The organism is Acinetobacter harbinensis (assembly GCF_000816495.1).
Classification (GTDB): domain Bacteria; phylum Pseudomonadota; class Gammaproteobacteria; order Pseudomonadales; family Moraxellaceae; genus Acinetobacter; species Acinetobacter harbinensis.
In genome coordinates, this window is record NZ_JXBK01000001.1 from 438,714 (window position 1) to 457,878 (window position 19,165).

Below are 19,165 nucleotides of genomic sequence, written 5' to 3' on the forward strand. Positions count from 1 at the left end.
TACCGGCAATATTCCAGACAATTACATTATTACTGTTCCAAATATCCCAAATGGTTGGACGGTTGAGGTCTTTGAAAAAGACTCTACAGGAAACTGTACCGCAACCAAGCTGACCAATTCCGGCAACATTGCCAACGGTACAGAAAAAAGTTTCTGTTTGATGGTCACGCCACCTGCAGGTGCTGCTGCAGACACCGTGACTGGTCAAAATATTAAAGTTGAAATATCTTCACCTGCAACTGGTAGTAAAGATGATATTACTTTTAATGTTAAGGTTGCTGAACAACGTCAATTAACCTTCACCCCAGATCGTCAAGGTCAAATTGCACCAGGTGGAACAATTGTTTATAGCCATACTTTAACCAATGCCGGCAACATTTTAGAAGGTGTGAGTGCAAGTTATCCAATCGAGATTAATTGGAATTCAACGCTACAAGGCGCTAACACCTCTGTTTATGTAGATCTAAATAATGATGGTCAATTAACTGCTGATGAATTGATTACCGGCAACAGTGCATTTGAGCGCAATGCTTCCTTGCTTCAACTTTTGGCAAAAACAGGCAATGCTGGTTTATCACAAAACGAAGCAGTCAGCATTATTGTAAAAGTTGAAGCACCTGCGACAGCTACTGCCGGTGAGTCCGATACCACCAGTGTGACCTTTACAGCAACAGGTACAACAAATAAACCTGCTGCTGTAACAGTGACTGACCGCACCATCATTAACTTGGGTCAAGTTCGTTTGGTGAAAACACAAGGTTTATCTGCTAACTGTAGTGATCAACCAACAGCTTATGTGAGTACAAATTTGGCTGCAAAACCGGGTCAATGTGTGTATTACAAAATTGTTGCCAGCAATGATGGTAATGCCAATGCCACCAATGTGGTGATTAGCGATACCGTACCAAGCTATACCAAACTGTACGGTACTGTGGAGCCGACAGGCGCAACTCAGTCAAATGGTCAAATCAGTTATAACGTCGGTATGCTTACACCTGCAGCAAGCGCAACCTTAAAATTTGCCGTAAAAGTTGATGGCCTCATCACTCCATAAGTCTCTTTAAATTAATCCCCGCCCTTTTTAGAAAGGGTGGGGATCTTGATATTTTTATTTTAATTTTTTGGGGTTTGGGGCTTGTCCATGAAAAAGGCAATCAGCAAGAAAGTGGAAACACTGTCTTTGACGGCACTTGCATCGGCGATGTTATTGGCACAGCATAGTTATGCAGCCATGCCGGCAGCTGGACAGATGATCCAAAATATTGCCTATGCCAGTTATGAAGTCAGTGATTCAAATGGTGAGCAATTACTGAAAAGCACGCAATCCAATGCTGTAAATATCGAAATTGCCAAATTTTATACGCTTGAATTATTGGCTGATCAACTTAAACAGGTTGAAGCCGGTTCAAAAGTAATTTGGCTCAATCAATTGACCAATACCAGTAATACCGATGCATGGTTTGACTTTAAAACCATTGCGGTCAACCATTTATCCAATGTCAAAATTTACTTAGATGCCAATAATGATGGTGTATTTGACCTATCCGATCGCTTAATCAAAGAAGGTTTGCTGTTACAACCCAATCAAACTGTGCATTTATGGGTGGTGGCAGAGACCTCATTACAAACACCGGATCAACAAAAATTAGTATTGCCGTTAGTGGCCCAAATTCGTGAAGAACCCCAACAACAAAAAACTGCCGAAGATACTGTACAGGTGTTTGAGGCCAAATTAAAAATTGAAAAAACTGTAGATCAGCCGCTGCTGAGCATGAATCATCAAGCGCAAAGCCTTAACTACACCCTAACAGTAAGCAATTCATCGGCTTTGCCCGTATCTCCTGCCAGCATTAGCGTAGATGGACAAAAACAAGCATGGCTGATTGTTGAAGATGCCTTGCCGGCCAATACCATATTTGATGCGATTCAAATTTTAGAGCCGGCTTCAACTGCGGTGGTTTTACATAAATTGGCAGAAGGACAATATTCAAGCCATATCCCGAATGACAAAACCCAAATTTCTCATGCTGTGGTGGCTTATAAAAATGCATTTGCTGCCGGTCAAAGCAGCAGCATTAAATTAAGCGTGAAAACGTTGGCCAGCATCAGCGCCACCACCTTGCTCAATCAAGCCTATGTGCTACATCAAACAGGGCAAGTGGATAAAAAGACTTTATCCAATACAGTTGAGACCCAAGTGTTGGGCAAAGCCAGTTTAGACAGTACCACTGCTGATTTTAAAACCGACTTATATAGCGGTAAAGTTAACGACGTTATTTATCTAAAGAGCAATGCTGCGGTGTGTAATGCCAATCGCTTTAGTCAAGAGCAGGTACGCATTCGGATTGAGTCGAAATTAACCGGTGATGTGGTAGTGGTCTCCGCCATAGAAAGTGCAGCAAACAGTGGAGTGTTTCAATTTAGTTTAAAGACTGAAGAAAATAGTGTTAAAAACTTAAATGATACTGTTTTACAAACGCTTAAACGTGATGACGTGACGGCACGTTTACTGGATTGTGTCGATGCTCAAGGTCAAATCACTACGCCAATTAACGATGTGGCCACGCAAATACTGATTGATCCCTACGGCATCGTGTTTGATGCAAAAACCCAAAAACCGGTCGCTGGAGCAACGGTCATTTTGGTCGATGAAAATGATCAGCCCGTGGGTAATAATGTCGCCTTTGAGGTTGATCGGACAACCGGTGCATTGCGTAGTATGCCTGCAAAACAAGTGACCTCGGCCACAGGGGAATTTGTTTATCCTCAAGTGATTGCGGGTAACTATAAATTGTTGGTGGATACCTCCAGCATAAGCAGCCGTCAATACAGTTTTGTCAGTGATCAAGCGCTATATCCAATAGCCTCATTCAATGGTATGGCGGTCAATGCTGAGTATTCTTATGGTGGGGTGTTTAGCCTTAGCTCTACCAGCCCTGCCTTAAATATTGATATTCCAATCGATCCTCAATTAACACAATCTAGTTTGGTGGTACAAAAAACCGCACGCGATAGCAGTATTGAACTGGGTGATTTTACCAACTACAGCATTACCGTAAGCAATCAAGGCGATGTATTGGCGCGTGAAGTTAAATTACAAGACACCTTGCCGCGCGGTTTTAGCTATGTCCCGAATACCATGCGCGTTGACGGTAAACCTGTTGCCGATCCAGTGGGCGGTAAAGGACCGTATTTAACGTTGGGTTTGGGCGATCTGGCGGTGAATGCCAGCGCAAAAATTGAATATCGCGTTTTGGTGGGGCCAAATGCATTAAATGGTGATGGTATTAACCGCGCGCGTGTAGTTGATCGTTCGGGGCTAAGCTCCAATGAAGCGCAAGCCAAAGTCAATGTGCGCGCTGGCGTTTTTAGTGCTGACGCCTTTGTGGTGGGTAAAGTTTATAACGACTGTAACGCGAATGGCATGCAAGACAAAGGTGAGTTAGGGGTATCCGGTGTCCGCATTTACATGGAAGATGGCAGTTATGTGATTACCGATCGTGAAGGTAAATATGACTTCTATGGTGTTTCTGCCAAAACCCACGTTTTAAAAGTTGACCGCACCACATTGCCTGTGGGAACCGTACTTATCAGACAATCAAATCGCAACGCGGATGATCCATCAAGCCGTTTTGTTGATGTCAAACGTGGTGAATTACATCGTGCTGATTTTGCCCTTACTGATCAGAACGGCAGCTGTTCTAGCACATTGATTGAGACGCTTAAGCAGCGTCAGCAGAATATTAATCGCAGTAATTTTAATTTAGAAAAGGCGATTAATCAGCAACTGTCGATAGAAGCACCAAGTTATCTCACCCGCAGTACCCGTTCAGAAAATAGCCAAGGCTGTTTGGCCAGTAACAATGAGCAAAACTGCTTACTCAATGCTACGAATCCTGTAAATACCCAAGCGCAGCAATTGGCGATCAATCCGCTTAAGCCGACCACTTGGGTAAATCTGGAAGATTATTTAAAGCGCAGTGACAGTAATCATTTAGAAATCTTAAACCTCAAACAAGGACAAGTACTGCCTTTTGCCCAAACCAGCATTCAAGTGCAAGGCGCAGCTGGTGCGACACAGCGTGTGTTGGTTAATGCGGTGCTGGTCTCAGAAAAGCAACGCGGTAAATTGGCCATTTTAGATGAGCAGCATAAACAGGGTCTGGAATATGTAGGTGTGGCCTTAAATGTGGGTACAAATACTATTCGTGTCGAGCAATTAGATTTACTGGGTAATGTACGTGAAAGCCAACAGGTTCAAGTGATTGTTCCAGATGATATTCATCATCTGAAATTACAGCAACCACTGGCATCGGTGATGGCCAATGGTCGTGATGTGATGCAATTACAGCTACAACTACAGGATAAAAATGGCATCAAGGTTTCCACACGCACTTCAGTGACCTTAGAAAGCGATATTGGTCTGATTGATCTGCCCGATTTAAATCCGAGTGAGCCGGGGATTCAAACCTTTATTGAAGGCGGTGAGATGATGATTCCCATCATCGCACCCAATGCACCGGCGCGTGGCACATTACGCGTCAGCAGCGGCCTGCTCAAACAAGCGCTTGATATTCAGTTCCAAGCCGATTTACGTCCGCTGATCGCCGTTGGTTTGGTTGAAGGGGTGCTTAATTTTAATCATTTTGATGCTCAGCAACTGCACAGTGTGACTCAAAATGATGGCTTTGAAGAACAGCTTAACGAGATTGCCAATTGGGGCGATGATACGGCGTTGAGCGGCCGTGCTGCGATGTTCCTCAAAGGAAAAGTCAAAGGCGATTATTTGTTAACGCTGGCTTATGATTCCAGTAAAAGCTCAAAACAGCGCTTGTTCCGCGATATTCAACCGGATGAGTATTATCCCATTTATGGGGATGCTGCGGCCAAAGGCTTTGATGCGCAATCGACCAGTAAATTATATGTACGTCTAGACAAAGGCCGCTCGTATGCCATGTACGGCGACTATGTCACGCGTACTGAAAAAGATGAAGGCTTGGCATTGGGGCAATATAATCGCTCCTTGACTGGGGTGAAAGTCGGTCATGAAAGCGATAAATTACAAGCCTCGGCTTTTGTGGCACAAACCAAATCCCGTCAGATCGTTACTGAAAACCGCGCCTTAGGGATTTCTGGCCCTTATAGTTTGGGTGCAATTTCCAATGACTTGATTTTAGAAAACAGTGAAAAAGTTGAAGTGTTAACCCGTGACCGTAACAATCCCGGTTTAATTATTGCCAAACAAACCTTAACGCGTTTTTCAGATTATCAAGTCGACAGCTACAGCAACAGTATTTATTTAAAACAAGCCGTGGCCAGTGTCGATTCAGAGCTTAATCCGAACTTTATTCGGGTCACAGTAGAAGCGGATGAAATTGGTGATGCGTATTCAGTGGGTGGTGTGAGTTTTAGCTATGCCGTAAAAAGCCATCTGAAAATTGGCGGTTCATTTGTACAAAGCAATGACCCCCTCCAACATGAGCAAATCGCCAGTTTAAATACTGTGGTTAAAGTGGGACCGTACGGTAAATTGATTGCTGAAGTGGCGCAGTCGAAAAATACCGATAGCAGTATCGATCAAATTGCCTCTATCAATAGCGAAGGTTTAAGCGATAAAAATCAAGGAACTGCGGCACGCTTAGAGTTTGAATATGCACCAAGTTTTGCCCATGTTCGCGCCTATCATCAACAAGCCCAAGACGGCTTTGAAAATGATGCGGCCACCATCAGTGCCGGACGTAAAGAAAGTGGCATAAAAGTATCAGCACCGATTGCTCAAATAGGTTTGGCGCGTTTTGAAGCAATTCGCACTGAAGATCAAGATAATCATGGCGTCCGTAGCGGATTATCGGCCAGTCTAGAGCGTAATTTTTTTAAAATCTTAGCGCTAGAATTGGGTCTACGCCATTATGATGAAAGCACTGCCGCAGCCACGTTGGCCACTGAAAATTCAGGCCCTTATAACGGCACAACGGCACGAATTAAATTTACCGGTAACTTACCGTGGAAAGGTGCCAGCGCTTTTATTGAATATGAGCAAGATGTATCTAACGCTGATAAACAAGTCTTGTCCCTAGGCGGAACAGCCAAAGTTCTACCGAATACTGAAGTCTATGCCCGTCATGAATTGATTTCAGCCATTGATGGCTTATATTCACTGAACAGCGCTGAGGAAACCAACAGCACGGTGTTGGGTGTCTCTAGCAGCTATATGAAAGATGGTTCAGCCTTTAGTGAATATCGGGTTGCCGATGGCATTAGCAACCGTGAAGCGGAAGCCGCTTTGGGTTTACGCAATCGTTGGCAACTCAAACCACGCGTATATTTAAGCACTAGTTTTGAACGCATTCAAAGTCTGTCCAACAAGGCTGAAAATACGAATAATGATGCCACCGCGGCAACGCTGGGTTTAGAATATTTGGTGCATGAGAATTGGAAAGCCACCACACGTTTAGAGGCGCGCCGTTCAGACAGCGCAGATACCTTAATCAATAGCGTAGGTTTTGCACGTAAATTAAATGATGATGCGACGCTTTTAACTAAAAACACCTTGAATTGGGTTGACAATAAACAGGCCGAGCAAGGCGATCATCTGCGCAATCGTTTCCAGTTGGGTTTGGCGTGGCGTGATGATGCTGAAAATAAATTAGATATTTTGTCTAAAGTGGAATATTACTACGAACACAATGCCACAGATTTAGAGGCCGAATTTAAGCGTCAGGCCTATGTCACGTCTATTCATAGCAACTATCATCCTGAGCAGCGTTTGACGCTATCCAGTCAATATGCTGCAAAATGGTCAGTATTGAATGAGTACGATATCTCTAGCAATGCTTTAACTCAATTGCTCAGTGGCCGTGCAATGTATGACCTCAATGAACGTTGGGATATGAGTATACAAGCGGGCGCTTTATGGGCCAATCATGGCGCAGGAACACGCTATTTAATAGGTGCAGAGTTGGGCTATTTACTCAGTACCAATCTTTGGGTTTCGGCGGGCTATAATCTTTTAGGTTATCAGGACAATGAGTTGGCCAATACCAGCTCCAATGGGCAAGGCGCGTATTTAAAATTTAGATTCAAATTTGACGAAGATTTATTTGCTCGCCCTCTCAAAAATAACACGGCTTTAGCATCAACGCAGGGACGATAGAACATGACCGTACTTAATTTATCGTTCGCGCTAGAACAACCAAACGTGCAGGTGAACTAAGATGATCAAGCCATACACAGCTTTTATTTTGGCATCTTCATTTTTATTGTTGAGTACCATGCCACACGTTTATGCAGATGAAAATCTACCGGCATCCAATACACGGATTCAGCGTAGTTTTGTAAATATGGATTTACAAACGCCAACGATTACTAACAATTATACTTTATTGGATGCCAATCCTAATTTGTTTGGTACAGGAAACTATATTCCAGGTTGGAGAACGACACATACGTCCAGAAATAACATTAATTTTCCTATGGAATTTTGGAAAGGAGGTGGTCCTGATGGAGTAGCGAATAATCCAAATGTCACTAGCAATGCGAGTAACCAATATATTGAATTAAATGCAGAGGAAGTATCAAATATTTATCAGAGTATTTGTTTGCTTCCTGATGATAGTTTTACTTGGAGCTTTGATCATGCAACTCGAAGTTCAAAAGATGAAAAGGCTGAATTTTATATTGGTCAAGTGAATGGAAGAGCCGTTACTAGGACTAAATCTATCGGTTCTAGTCCAATACATACTACAGTAAAAACTTGGCTTAATACTGGACTTAAATCTTTTTCAATGGCTGGTATCATTCCAGCAGCTGGAAAATATGAATTTATATTCCAAGCAACACAATGGAATAATGTGACATATGGTAACTTTATTGATAACGTAAAGATTAAATTAAGACCAGCGATAGAATTTTCCGCTAATAACAATACAGTAATTGAGAATCAGACCAGTGGTTATCATGCAGTGGAATTTAATATCGTTGGATTTGTAGATGCTGATTTCGATGTGGCGTTTACGATTGACAATACCGCATCAATTAATCCTGCCATATATGGTACAGATTATAAAATATTTAATAAAAACTCTGGTACAGCGGTAGAAATAATCCCTGTCCTCAGTGCTGATTCTAAAAAACTTAGCTTTAAATATAAAGTTAAATATAACCCAAGTTTAAATTATGCAACTGGAGTAAAAATTACTGATTTGGTTATTCAAGTCATTAATAATAATAATAAGGAAGGCAATAAAACCATTCCATTTATCTTGGATAAAACCCAGACCACCATTGCCGTGATGGCTTTGAGTGAATGTGGTGGAAATGTTCCTAATGGTTTTAATTACACCATCGAGGATGATGATGTCGATTTAAGGATTACTAAAAAAATCAATGAGACTATTCCTTTGCCAGGAAGTTTATCTTCATATGAGATGGTACTTTTTAATGACAGTAAAGCGCTTGCAAAGAATGTGAAACTGATAGATGTGTTGGGTGCCAATTTAGCCGTAACGGTAAATACTGAGTTGACATGTAAACTGACCGATCAAAATGGAATAGAAGTTGAGCAGACCTGTGAAGCGCTACTTTCAGGTTTGAGCACGGGAAATACTAAAACATGGGCTAGTCAGTTATTAAGTACGAGCGGTTTAGCATTGGGCAACGTGCCTGCTAACCAATACTTTAAATTTACGCTAAAAAATTTAATCGTTAGCACAACAGACAAAGAAACCACTCAAGCAAATAAGAATTATATTATCAATAATATAGAAGTTAAGACCGATTCTACAGATCAAAATTTAGCCAATAATATCGCGATTGCCAAAACTATGTATGCAGCTCAAAGTGATTTATCGAATAATATTTTGGTCACTGCAAATAATCTCACCGGTACAGGCATGTTCATCATTGGTAAAGAGGGCAGAACAGGAACTACCCCACTTTGGACACAAAAAACAGAAGGCAGTAAAGCGTATTTTCCTTTAAAGATTCAAAACTCTGCTGCACTTGTACAAGACTATCAACTGTATGCTTCAAGCAGTAAAGTTGAACCGACCTTAATCAGCGGTGACTATTCAACCTTGGTTAAAAATAGCATTACTCCATTTACTTCAGGGCTGAAAGTGGAGTTCTATAAAGTAGAGGCTGGACAATGTAAAGTCGGTCTGACTGGTCAGCAAATCACTCAACTTAATATTGCAGCCAATACGGTAGGGCAAGTTTGCGCTGTCGTCACAGTCTCTGCCTCGATCACTAGCACTACCAATATTTGGTTTGCCATTGAATCCCTACAATCGGGTTTAGGCGATATTATTTTAGATGCCGTGATAGCACCGCCCAAACTGCGTTCCTTGGAACTCAGCAATGACCAAACCGCACAGGTGGCTGTGGGGGGAACCTATGTATTTTTACACCGTCTCACCAACACCGGTGTAGACGATGAAAAGCTCAGTCAACTAAATTTAGTGCGGCCCAATGATGGTTTTTTATATACTTTATTCTTAGATAAAAATAAAAATGATGCCTTAGATGCCGGCGATACGCTGTTGGTGACTGGAACAGAATCTGAACTCACGAATTTTATTCTTCAACCCAATCAATCAATGAGTGTATTGATTAAGGTCGAAGCACCTTTAACCGCAACGCATGGTATGAGCAGTCAAGTGAAGGTAGTGGCCAGCGCCAATAATGATGGCAAGGCGACTGTACTTTCCGCTTTGAGCAATACCGACTCCATTATTGTTAGTCCCAATCAATTACAAATTCTGAAATCGCAATTTAAAGTGGAGAAATGCGATAACGATATGAGCGGTATTATTATCGGAGCCGCTTATAGCTTAAAGAATGAAAATTTAAAGCCCAATCAATGTTTGATTTATCGGATTGCGGTTAAAAATATGGGCAATAGTGCATTAAATGATGTAACGATTAATGATATGTATCCGGCTTATACTGAAAAATGGACTTGGGGCGAAAAATTACCAATGACTAGTAGTGGCGAAAGGGTGCAAATGGACGGGGAAAAATTAAAAACTGTTTTGAGTGAACTGTTACCGCAACAAGAAAAGTCCTTATATTTCGGAATCAGAGTGAAATAGTGCCTGATGCTTCAATCTGACCGGCAATAAAAAAGGTGGCTGCTAAGCCACCTTTTTTACATCTTATTTTTACGCGCTTTTCATGATACGGCAGTAATAGAAGCCATCACCCTGACCACTTTGCGGTAACAATTGACGACCGTGGATTTGTTCTATACCCCACTCAGCTTCAATTTTTTGTTCCTGCGCATCCGCATGATTGGCAAAGAAATTGACCATCTGCTGTTCATTTTCCACTTTTAAAATTGAACAGGTGATATACAACAACGTGCCACCCACTTTAAGCTGTGACCACATATTTTCTAAAATCTGTTGTTGCAGTTGTACCGTTTTAGCAATATCACCCGATTGGCGCAGTAAACGAATATCCGGATGACGACGAATCACGCCAATGGCTGAACACGGCGCATCTAAAACAATACAGTCCGCCAGTTCATCCGCCGTCCATTTCGCCGCATCCGCGGTAACAATGGAGACATGACTGTCGCTTAAAGCCAAACGCTCTAAGTTTTCAGTCACGCGTTTTAAGCGTTTTTCATCTTGATCAATGGCAATCAATTTTTTAGGTTGATATTTTTCTAAAATATGCGCAGTTTTACCGCCCGGTGCCGCACAGGCATCAATCACGATTTTACCATCAAGATTTGGCAATAAGCCGGCACACAATTGAGCATGTTCATCTTGCACCGAAAAACCACCCGCTTCAAAGCCGGGAAGGCTTGGCACATGAATGCTTTCATCTAAAGTAATCCCGACATTCGATAGCTCACAGGCATGTGCTTCAATGCCTTCATCTTCTAAAATTTCAAGATATTCATCACGGCTGACTTGTAAGGTATTGACACGCAAGGTGAGCGGCGCCACTTGCTTCAATTCATAACTTAAGGCTTCGAAGTCATCGCCCCAATCTTTCTTTAAACGTTTAAACAACCAGCTGGGTAAACCATGTGCTTGTTCTAACACATCATAAAACTGTTCGGTTTCACGGGTGGCACGGCGTAAAATAGCATTCACCACACCGCTTAAGCTTTCCATGCCCAATTGCTTACAGGCTTCAACCGTCTCAGAAATGGCCGCATGTGCCGCAACACGGGTACACAGCAATTGATATAAACCAACATATAAACAGGTTTCGACCACGGCATTGTCTAACGGTTTGGCCAGCAATGGCAAAGTCACTTGTTTTAGTGCATGCCATTGACGTAGGCAGCCTAAAACCAATTCATGATATAAAGCGCGGTCTTTGTCCGAGACAATATTGATGTGCTGATTCAGCACTGAAGCCAGTGATTGACCATTTTGGACCGCCAATAACGTCTTAACAACCTGAGCACGTAAGTTTAGTGTTTTACCAGAGGCGTGGGGTGCAGATTGTCTCATTATAAAATTTGTCCAATAGTCAGTTTTTGAGTTTGTAAAATTTGTACGGCGTTCAGGGCTTTGCCACCTGGCCATTGTAAAGCAGTTAAGGTGATAACCGTATGATTTGCGCAAGCAACATGCACACCATGTTGATCAATGGCAATAATTTCGCCCACTTGGGCTTGCTCGGCATTCAGATGCGAGAGCGTTGAATTCCAAACCCGTAGGTTATGTTCAGTATCGAGTTGAATAAACGCCACCGGCCACGGATTAAAGGCACGGATGTTGCGGTCAATTTGCAGCGCATCCATTGACCAATCAATTTTCGCTTCCGCCTTGGATAATTTGTGTGCATACACGGTCAGTGCTTCATCTTGTACTTCACGGCTGTCTAAATACTGCTGTAAAGTCTCGATAGAGGCCAATACTGTCACAATCGCTTCGGCACCTTGCGCGGCCAAGCTGTCATGTACACTGGCAGAGGTATCTTCTGCGCTAATTGGAGAGAGGGTTTTATACAGCATATCGCCCGTGTCGAGGCCCGCTGCCATTTTCATAATGGTCACACCGGTTTCAGTATCACCGGTGGCAATGGCACGTTGAATCGGTGCAGCACCACGCCAGCGCGGCAGTAAAGAACCGTGAATATTTAAACAGGCATATTTGGGCGTATCTAATACCACTTGCGGCAAAATTAAACCGTAGGCCGCCACCACCATCACATCGGCACCTAAAGCGGCCAGTTCAGCTTGCGCCGCTAAACCTTCTTCGGTGGAGGATTTAAAATGCAGCGGTTGGTACACCGGAATATTATGCGTCAAGGCCAATTGTTTAACGGCGGATGCACTAAGTTTTTGCCCGCGACCTGCTTTGCGGTCAGGTTGGGTATAGACAGCGACAATTTCATGTTCGGTGGTTAACAGCGCGGCCAAAGCGACCGCGGCAAATTCGGGCGTGCCCGCAAAGATGATTTTCACACATGAAATTCCAAATAAACTTAACGTATTATAAGGCAAAACCGCGCAGAGACCTACGATCGCTGTCCAGCAACGGACAAGCCATTGAAAGGCAGAAATTTATCTGCTCAGGGACTAAAGATTCTCATACACCCAATCTTTATTTAATAAGAAAAAGTAATGCAAAATTAAAAAATTATTCATGAAAGTTTTGTATTTAAATGAAAGTGATCACGTTATATTGGTTCAAGCAAAACATATATTTAATTTGAATGCTTGAAAGAGCACCCGATTGATCGGGCTAAAGCAGCAGTGTTGAAAGTGTTTGGCATCGAGCAGAGTAATCTGTAGAGTAAATTGCTTAGATATTTGATTTAATTAAAGAACTGAATATGCTGCGACTAGATTGGATTTTAGCATGGGTGTGTGATCTACACTTTGTTGTAAAGACCGCCATGCTGGATGATCGTTCAAAAAATCGAACTATACGAGGAAATGGCCGGCACACATGCTCTATGGCCTGCCATGCGTGTGAAAGATGAAGATTTCATGAAACCCATTCTTGCCAGCTCGATGCATTTATTCTTTGAAACCTGCCATGCCCGGTTCAAAGGTTGAAGTCAATGGGTGGCAACACCGATTCGGGCGTCAGGCGCTGTGGCCAAAGAATTTATGCATGCGGACAGGCTGTATTTCTGAGCGTCATATAATTTGAGGGTAAAAAGATCACAATGGCTCGGTCATTGCCTGATCTTTGACAGCATCCGTGAGCATTGAATTGAAAAAAATCTCACTTTTACAAAGTATTGGCTTTCTATACAATGAGCTGAATAATAAATCGCCATGATCACATTTATACAATGACCAGATCTCATACGGAGCGCTTCATGAGTAAAGACAATATCCGCGAACATTCTGCTGCGGTATACGAAGGCATTGAAAATGCACCTGCACGCTCGATGATGCGTGCCACCGGTTTTAATGATGCCGATTTTGAGCGCCCTTTTATTGGGATTGCCTCGACGTGGGCCAATGTCACGCCGTGTAATATGCACATTGATGGCTTAGCCCGTGAAGTGGAAAAGGGCGTAAATGCCGCCAATGGTAAAGGCATTATCTTTAATACCATTACCATTTCTGACGGTATTTCTAACGGCACCGAAGGCATGAAATATTCTTTGGTATCGCGTGAAATTATTGCCGACTCCATTGAAGCAGTGGTGGGTTGCCAAGCCTATGATGGCGTGATTGCCATTGGTGGTTGTGACAAAAACATGCCGGGCTGCATTATGGCCTTGGCGCGTTTAAACCGTCCCGGTCTGTTTATTTATGGCGGCACCATTAAACCGGGTGCAGGTCACACCGATATGATTTCTGTGTTTGAAGCGGTTGGTCAACACGCCAAAGGTGAAATTAGCGCCATTCAAGTGAAACATATTGAAGAAGTGGCCTTGCCGGGTCCGGGTTCATGCGGTGGCATGTACACGGCCAATTCGATGGCCTCTGCCATTGAAGCATTGGGCATGAGCTTGCCGGGTTCATCGGCACAAGAAGCCATTTCAGATGAGAAAATGCTCGATTGTAATCGTGCCGGTGAAGCAGTGATGAACTTGCTGCGTTTAGACATTAAACCACGCGACATCATGACCAAAGCAGCGTTTGAAAATGCCATTAAAGTGCTGATTGCGCTGGGTGGTTCGACCAACGGTGTACTGCATATGTTGGCCATGGCGCATACTGCTGAGGTTGAATTATCTTTAGATGATTTCGTGCGTATTGGTAAAGACATTCCAGTGGTGGCAGACGTGCGTCCATCGGGGCAGTATTTAATGTCGGAATTGATTGCCATTGGCGGGATTCAACCGCTGATGAAACGCATGCTCAATGCCGGTATGTTGGATGGTTCTTGCTTAACCGTGACCGGTAAAACCTTGGCGGAAAATCTTGCTGATGTAGAGGATTATCCTGAAGGTCAGCAAATTATTTTACCGTTTGATGCACCGATTAAAAAAGATTCTCATTTGGTGGTGCTTAAAGGCAACTTGTCACCTACCGGCGCGGTCGCGAAAATTACCGGCAAAGAAGGGCTCTATTTTGAAGGTCCAGCGCGTGTTTTCGAAGGTGAAATTGGCGCCATGCGCGGTATTTTAGACGGTCAAGTGCAAGCCGGTGATGTGGTGGTGATTCGCGGTGAAGGGCCAAAAGGCGGACCGGGTATGCCTGAGATGTTAAAACCCACCTCTGCCATTATTGGTAAAGGTTTGGGCAAATCTGTGGCACTGCTCACCGATGGTCGTTTCTCTGGCGGTAGTCACGGCTTCGTGATTGGCCATGTGACTCCTGAAGCCTATGAAGGTGGACCGATTGGTTTAGTTAAAGATGGCGATAGAATTTCCATTAATGCAGAAACCCGTGAAATGACCTTGCATATTTCCGATGAAGAAATGGCCACACGTCAAGCGGCTTGGGTGAAACCACAACCGAACTACCGTTACGGGGCTTTGGCCAAGTTTGCAAAATTGACCACGGGGGCAGAAAAAGGGGCAGTGACGGATCTCAATTTAGAGGTATAATTGATCATTGCTTAACAAATTGTTATAAACCCTTGTAGCACTACAAGGGTTTTTTTTCGAGGTTGATCTCATGTCACTTTTACGCCGTTGGTTTGATCCACTTCGGTCGCATTGGTTTTATCAAAAGCCGATTCGACAAGTGGTGTTATCGGCGGAACACGGTTTAAGCATTCACCTGCGTTTAGATGATGTGTACAGTTATTTAGCGGTACAGCAGTTACCTGAACTTGAAGAAATTTTAAGTGATGAACTGAAACCGTTAAAAGTGATTATTTCCAGTCAAACCGCTGCACCGCCCAATCAAATGTCGGCACTTGAATGGCAGACCTATTGTTTAAACGATGCAAAAATTCTCTCCAAGCAGCACCGCTTTAGTTTCCATGACACCCCCGAACAACCGCCTGCTGAGGCCATTCAGCAAGCTGAAATAATTCTGCGCTACACGCCATTACGCGGGCAAGATTTTCTCTATTTACTTGAAGACGTGTTTCATATGCTGTGGCAAAAGCAGTATGGTAAATTACGCACTTTGTATGCCATGGCCAGTCGCCACCATAGCTTGCAACAGTTTCCAGAGCGTATTTTTAATGATGATGCAGTATTGGCGAGCTATTTTGAATTTGGGCAGCGTAAATACCATGCAGTCGATGACTTACTGCGTTTAACCCGACGTTTAAAACAACAAAAACTGCTGACCGGTAATCCGATTTTCCTGATTAATCATATTGATTGGCGTGAGCATCTGATTAGTGATGCAGAAGAGCTCAATGCAATTCAGGCTTTAGATCCAGAACTGGACTTATATATCGCATTAGAAGATCCGATGTCATGGCTTTTGCTGGCCTATATTAAAGAAGAATTGGCCAATTATTATAATATCCAACTGAATATTTATCCGCTGTCCTATCATCAGCGCGATCTGTTCGACTGGAGTTTGGCCACGCGTCTATCAAAACGCACAGAAGTGAGTTTCACGCCATTTTGCCGTCCGACGCAACAGGCCACTCAGCAGATGGCGCAGCTGTTTTATTCTGTGCCGGCAGAGCAACAAGTTGAAACTATGTATCGCCTGTTACAAGCGGTCTGGAGCAAAGGCAAGGATTTATCCTTTAAACCCCATTTTGCGCAAATGCAGCAAGACTTAGCGATTGCGCAATTGAGCCAAGAGGATATTGCTGCCAAACTGCAAGACAACGACTTACGCTGTGAAATGAAATCACAGCCTGATTTTCCGGTGCTGGAGCTGCGTATCGCCGGTCAAAGTTATGTGTTTAATAGCTTATATCGGGTATGGATGATTGAAAGTATTTTTAGCAATGTTCTAGAACAACAATATAAAACTGAAAATGAGGACAATAAGCATGAACAAAGAAAAATGTGACTCGTTAGAACAGGCGCGTGAAAAAATTGATGCCATTGATATTGCTTTAATTGAGCTGATTGCCGCACGTCAATTTTATGTCGATCAAGCGGTTCGGTTTAAGAAAAGCGTGCAAGATGTGCAAGCACCAGAGCGGGTGGAGCAAGTGATTGCTCGCGTGCGTGCCCATGCCGAAACCGTGGGGATTAATGCCGATGTGGTGGAACAATTATATCGCGCGATGATTCAGCAATTTATTCAACGTGAATTAAAAGAAATTCGGCCGTAATGCTTTTTAACTGCTGATTTAATTTTAAGCCATAAAAAAGACATCTTGTAATGATAAAGATGTCTGATGAGGCTTAACAAGCACGACTTACACCATACGATAATAAGTATAAGAGACCTGATCATTACGATAGACCGCATAGCCTTTTTGTCTAAAATCAGAGACCCATTGCTGGCCGGTGTAGGCGGCAATATGGCCATAAACATGTTTTTGGGTTTTATTAATAATATAAATATCGCCAACACGGGGTTGGTCAAAGGCCGGTTGAATTTGTTGATAGCCAATATTCTTCAGGGTCGGTCCCCAGTCGGATGCAGCAATCGGATGATTTAAGACGTTCGCACCGGCAGATTGCAGCGCAATTCGGATACTGCGCGCGCAGCGGGCCGTACTGCTACTGGATGAAATACTGGTCAATTTTTGCGTAAATTTATGTACATCCAAATACGGAATCCCGATTTTTTTAGACTTATTTTTAGCCGGTTCGCGTGCTTGGCTTACTTGGAATTTCTGGGATATCACTGCCGTATTCTGGTCTGCAGCATGAATCATATTACTATGATGTGCGTCATAAATCATTCTTCAGTCTCTACCTGTCTTTAATCGTCTTTCTAGAAAAAATAAGCAGTCGTTTTCCACCATAAAACCCGAATATTTTTTCTTACAACCCTGTGAAATGCTATGTTATTACATAGCTTCTGCATAACAGCGGCGTACTTTAAAGGGTTTGTGCTGAAATATCTAGCTTGCTTCTGCTGCATTTCTAGCCAGTTTGGCTCTTTTGGGGGGCCATACAAAAGTCTTGAAAATAGCGTTCAGGAAATTGATAAGCGAAAAATCAGTGAGTTAACCCTGTTGGATAAATATGTTATTAATCGCGCAAATTTTTATGTAGTCCTGTAATTAAATGCTTAATTTTTGATCAAAAATACACATTTTGCCATATTTAAGGGCACAATTTGCAACATCAATCGCGCTACACATCATCAGCAATCCACTGCGCAGAGATTAAAAAAAGCGCTGCTGTTTGGAATTAAAAGACACATTTAGCCGATAAAAAAAGCAGCCTGTTCGGCTGCTATAAAAACTGTAAAAATTAGTCGGCGGAACCATCGGCCAGACCAAAGAACCAATTCAGAATCAGTGCAGCAAAAGTAGCAGTACCAATCCCACCTAAGTTAAAACCACCAAACTGTAAAGCGAAGTCGCCAGTACCTAAAATAATGGTGACGGCGGCCACCATCAGGTTTTTATTTTTGGAAAAATCAACTTTGTTCTCAATCCAAATTTTTGCCCCTGCAATGGTGATCAAACCAAACACCACAATCGAGGCACCGGTTAAAATGGCAATCGGAATGGTGTGAATAATCGCGCCAAATTTAGGCGATAAGCCTAAAAATACTGCAAATACACCGGCAATCACAAAGATAATGGTGGAATACACCCGAGTGACGGCCATCACCCCAATGTTTTCACCATAGGTGGTCATACCCGGCGCACCGACACTGCCGGATAACGTGGTGGCAATACCATCAGCAATAAAGGCTTTACCAATATACGGATCTAAATTTTCACCAGTCATGGCACTGACGGCTTTAATGTGACCTAAATTTTCGGCCACTAAAATTAAGGCAATCGGGGCAATAATCAGCATGGCATTGACATCAAACACCGGTGAATAAAATGTCGGAATACCAAACCAAGCGGCTTGCTGAATCGGTGCAAAATCAATCGCTACGCCATAGCCCATTACGTTGGAAATCAGGTAATAAGCCAAATAGGCCAGCAATAAACCAATTAACAGCAATAAACGCTGTAATAAACCTTTGGTAAACACGGCAATGGAACCCATGCACAGTACGGTCAGCAGCGACATCCACATATTAAAGTCATTGCCCGCTACGCCTTTTACCGTCACAGGGGCGAGGTTTAGACCAATGATCATCACCACGGCACCGGTGACCACGGGTGGCATCAGTTTTTCAATCCACTGCGTGCCGGTTGCCATTACAATAAAACCGAATACGGCATACAAAATACCGCAGGCCATAATACCGCCGGCGGCGACGGCTAAGTTGGCATTCACCGCACCAGTGCCGGAGGCCGCATAGCCGGTGGCTGCAATCACCACGCCAATAAAGGCAAAACTAGAACCGAGATAGCTCGGAACGCGTCCGCCGGTAATAAAGAAGAATAGGATCGTACAGATCCCTGACATTAAAATGGCTAAGTTTGGATCAAAACCCATCAAGAAAGGAGCCAGTACCGTGGCACCAAACATCGCAAAAGCATGTTGAATGCCTAACACCACGCTTTGTGCAGGCGGTAAGTATTCATTGGTACCGACGGGACGTGCATCGATCTGACCTGAGTAAGGCCGCCATTTGGGAAACCAGTTGGACATAAAATAAGCATATCAAGGAGTAAATTGAGCACATCATACTCTGCTTTTTTATTAGATTAATGGCTTTTATTATATTTTTGTTCAAACTAATCTACTGACTTTTCTTGTATTTTTACCGGATGGTAAAAGT

9 protein-coding genes and 1 pseudogene are annotated in these 19,165 nt (G+C 43.1%); 6 read left to right on the forward strand and 4 right to left on the reverse strand.

Going from position 1 to position 19,165, the window contains the following annotated elements; genetic code table 11:
- From SE27_RS14120 to SE27_RS02125, 3 genes and pseudogenes are all read left to right on the forward strand, one after another.
- Nucleotides 1–1,054, forward strand: a pseudogene (locus tag SE27_RS14120) (hypothetical protein); the annotation flags it as partial.
- Nucleotides 1,055–1,141: 87 nt separating this feature from the next.
- Nucleotides 1,142–7,153, forward strand: coding sequence for an SdrD B-like domain-containing protein (locus SE27_RS02120; protein WP_039620437.1), 6,012 nt, complete (start codon nucleotides 1,142–1,144; stop codon nucleotides 7,151–7,153).
- A gap of 61 nt (nucleotides 7,154–7,214) precedes the next feature.
- Nucleotides 7,215–10,091, forward strand: a complete 2,877-nt coding sequence (locus tag SE27_RS02125; protein ID WP_039620439.1) for a hypothetical protein — start codon at nucleotides 7,215–7,217, stop codon at nucleotides 10,089–10,091.
- A gap of 69 nt (nucleotides 10,092–10,160) precedes the next feature.
- Here the strand turns inward: SE27_RS02125 and rsmB are convergent, their stop codons facing one another.
- Nucleotides 10,161–11,471: a 16S rRNA (cytosine(967)-C(5))-methyltransferase RsmB gene (gene rsmB / locus SE27_RS02130; protein WP_039620440.1), complete on the reverse strand. Its 1,311-nt coding sequence runs from the start codon at nucleotides 11,469–11,471 to the stop codon at nucleotides 10,161–10,163.
- Nucleotides 11,471–12,430, reverse strand: coding sequence for a methionyl-tRNA formyltransferase (fmt, locus tag SE27_RS02135; RefSeq protein WP_039620442.1), 960 nt, complete (start codon nucleotides 12,428–12,430; stop codon nucleotides 11,471–11,473). The genes rsmB and fmt overlap by 1 nt, the downstream gene beginning before the upstream one ends.
- Nucleotides 12,431–13,296: 866 nt before the next feature.
- Between fmt and ilvD the strand changes: the two genes are divergently transcribed.
- The 3 genes from ilvD to SE27_RS02150 all read left to right on the forward strand — a co-directional run bounded on the left by ilvD (nucleotide 13,297) and on the right by SE27_RS02150 (nucleotide 16,631).
- Nucleotides 13,297–14,982 carry a dihydroxy-acid dehydratase gene (ilvD, locus tag SE27_RS02140; RefSeq protein ID WP_039620444.1) on the forward strand — a complete coding sequence of 562 codons (1,686 nt, stop codon included), beginning with the start codon at nucleotides 13,297–13,299 and terminating at the stop codon, nucleotides 14,980–14,982.
- Between the two features lie 70 nt (nucleotides 14,983–15,052).
- Entirely contained in the window at nucleotides 15,053–16,363 is a 1,311-nt protein-coding gene (locus SE27_RS02145) for a hypothetical protein (RefSeq protein WP_039620446.1), read from the forward strand.
- Nucleotides 16,344–16,631: a chorismate mutase gene (locus tag SE27_RS02150; RefSeq protein WP_039620448.1), complete on the forward strand. Its 288-nt coding sequence runs from the start codon at nucleotides 16,344–16,346 to the stop codon at nucleotides 16,629–16,631. The genes SE27_RS02145 and SE27_RS02150 overlap by 20 nt, the downstream gene beginning before the upstream one ends.
- A gap of 87 nt (nucleotides 16,632–16,718) precedes the next feature.
- Here the strand turns inward: SE27_RS02150 and SE27_RS02155 are convergent, their stop codons facing one another.
- Nucleotides 16,719–17,210, reverse strand: coding sequence for a hypothetical protein (locus tag SE27_RS02155; protein ID WP_039620451.1), 492 nt, complete (start codon nucleotides 17,208–17,210; stop codon nucleotides 16,719–16,721).
- Nucleotides 17,211–17,727: 517 nt separating this feature from the next.
- On the reverse strand, nucleotides 17,728–19,035 hold the full coding sequence (locus SE27_RS02160) for a solute carrier family 23 protein (RefSeq protein ID WP_039620452.1): 1,308 nt from the start codon (nucleotides 19,033–19,035) through the stop codon (nucleotides 17,728–17,730).
- Nucleotides 19,036–19,165: the final 130 nt, after the last annotated feature.

Coding starts and splice junctions, on each gene's coding strand:
- SE27_RS02120 (WP_039620437.1), top strand. CDS start 1,142: ATGAAAAAGGCAATCAGCAAGAAAGTGGAAACACTGTCTTTGACGGCA.
- SE27_RS02125 (WP_039620439.1), top strand. CDS start 7,215: ATGATCAAGCCATACACAGCTTTTATTTTGGCATCTTCATTTTTATTG.
- rsmB (WP_039620440.1), bottom strand. CDS start 11,471: ATGAGACAATCTGCACCCCACGCCTCTGGTAAAACACTAAACTTACGT.
- ilvD (WP_039620444.1), top strand. CDS start 13,297: ATGAGTAAAGACAATATCCGCGAACATTCTGCTGCGGTATACGAAGGC.
- SE27_RS02145 (WP_039620446.1), top strand. CDS start 15,053: ATGTCACTTTTACGCCGTTGGTTTGATCCACTTCGGTCGCATTGGTTT.
- SE27_RS02150 (WP_039620448.1), top strand. CDS start 16,344: ATGAACAAAGAAAAATGTGACTCGTTAGAACAGGCGCGTGAAAAAATT.
- SE27_RS02155 (WP_039620451.1), bottom strand. CDS start 17,210: ATGATTTATGACGCACATCATAGTAATATGATTCATGCTGCAGACCAG.
- SE27_RS02160 (WP_039620452.1), bottom strand. CDS start 19,035: ATGTCCAACTGGTTTCCCAAATGGCGGCCTTACTCAGGTCAGATCGAT.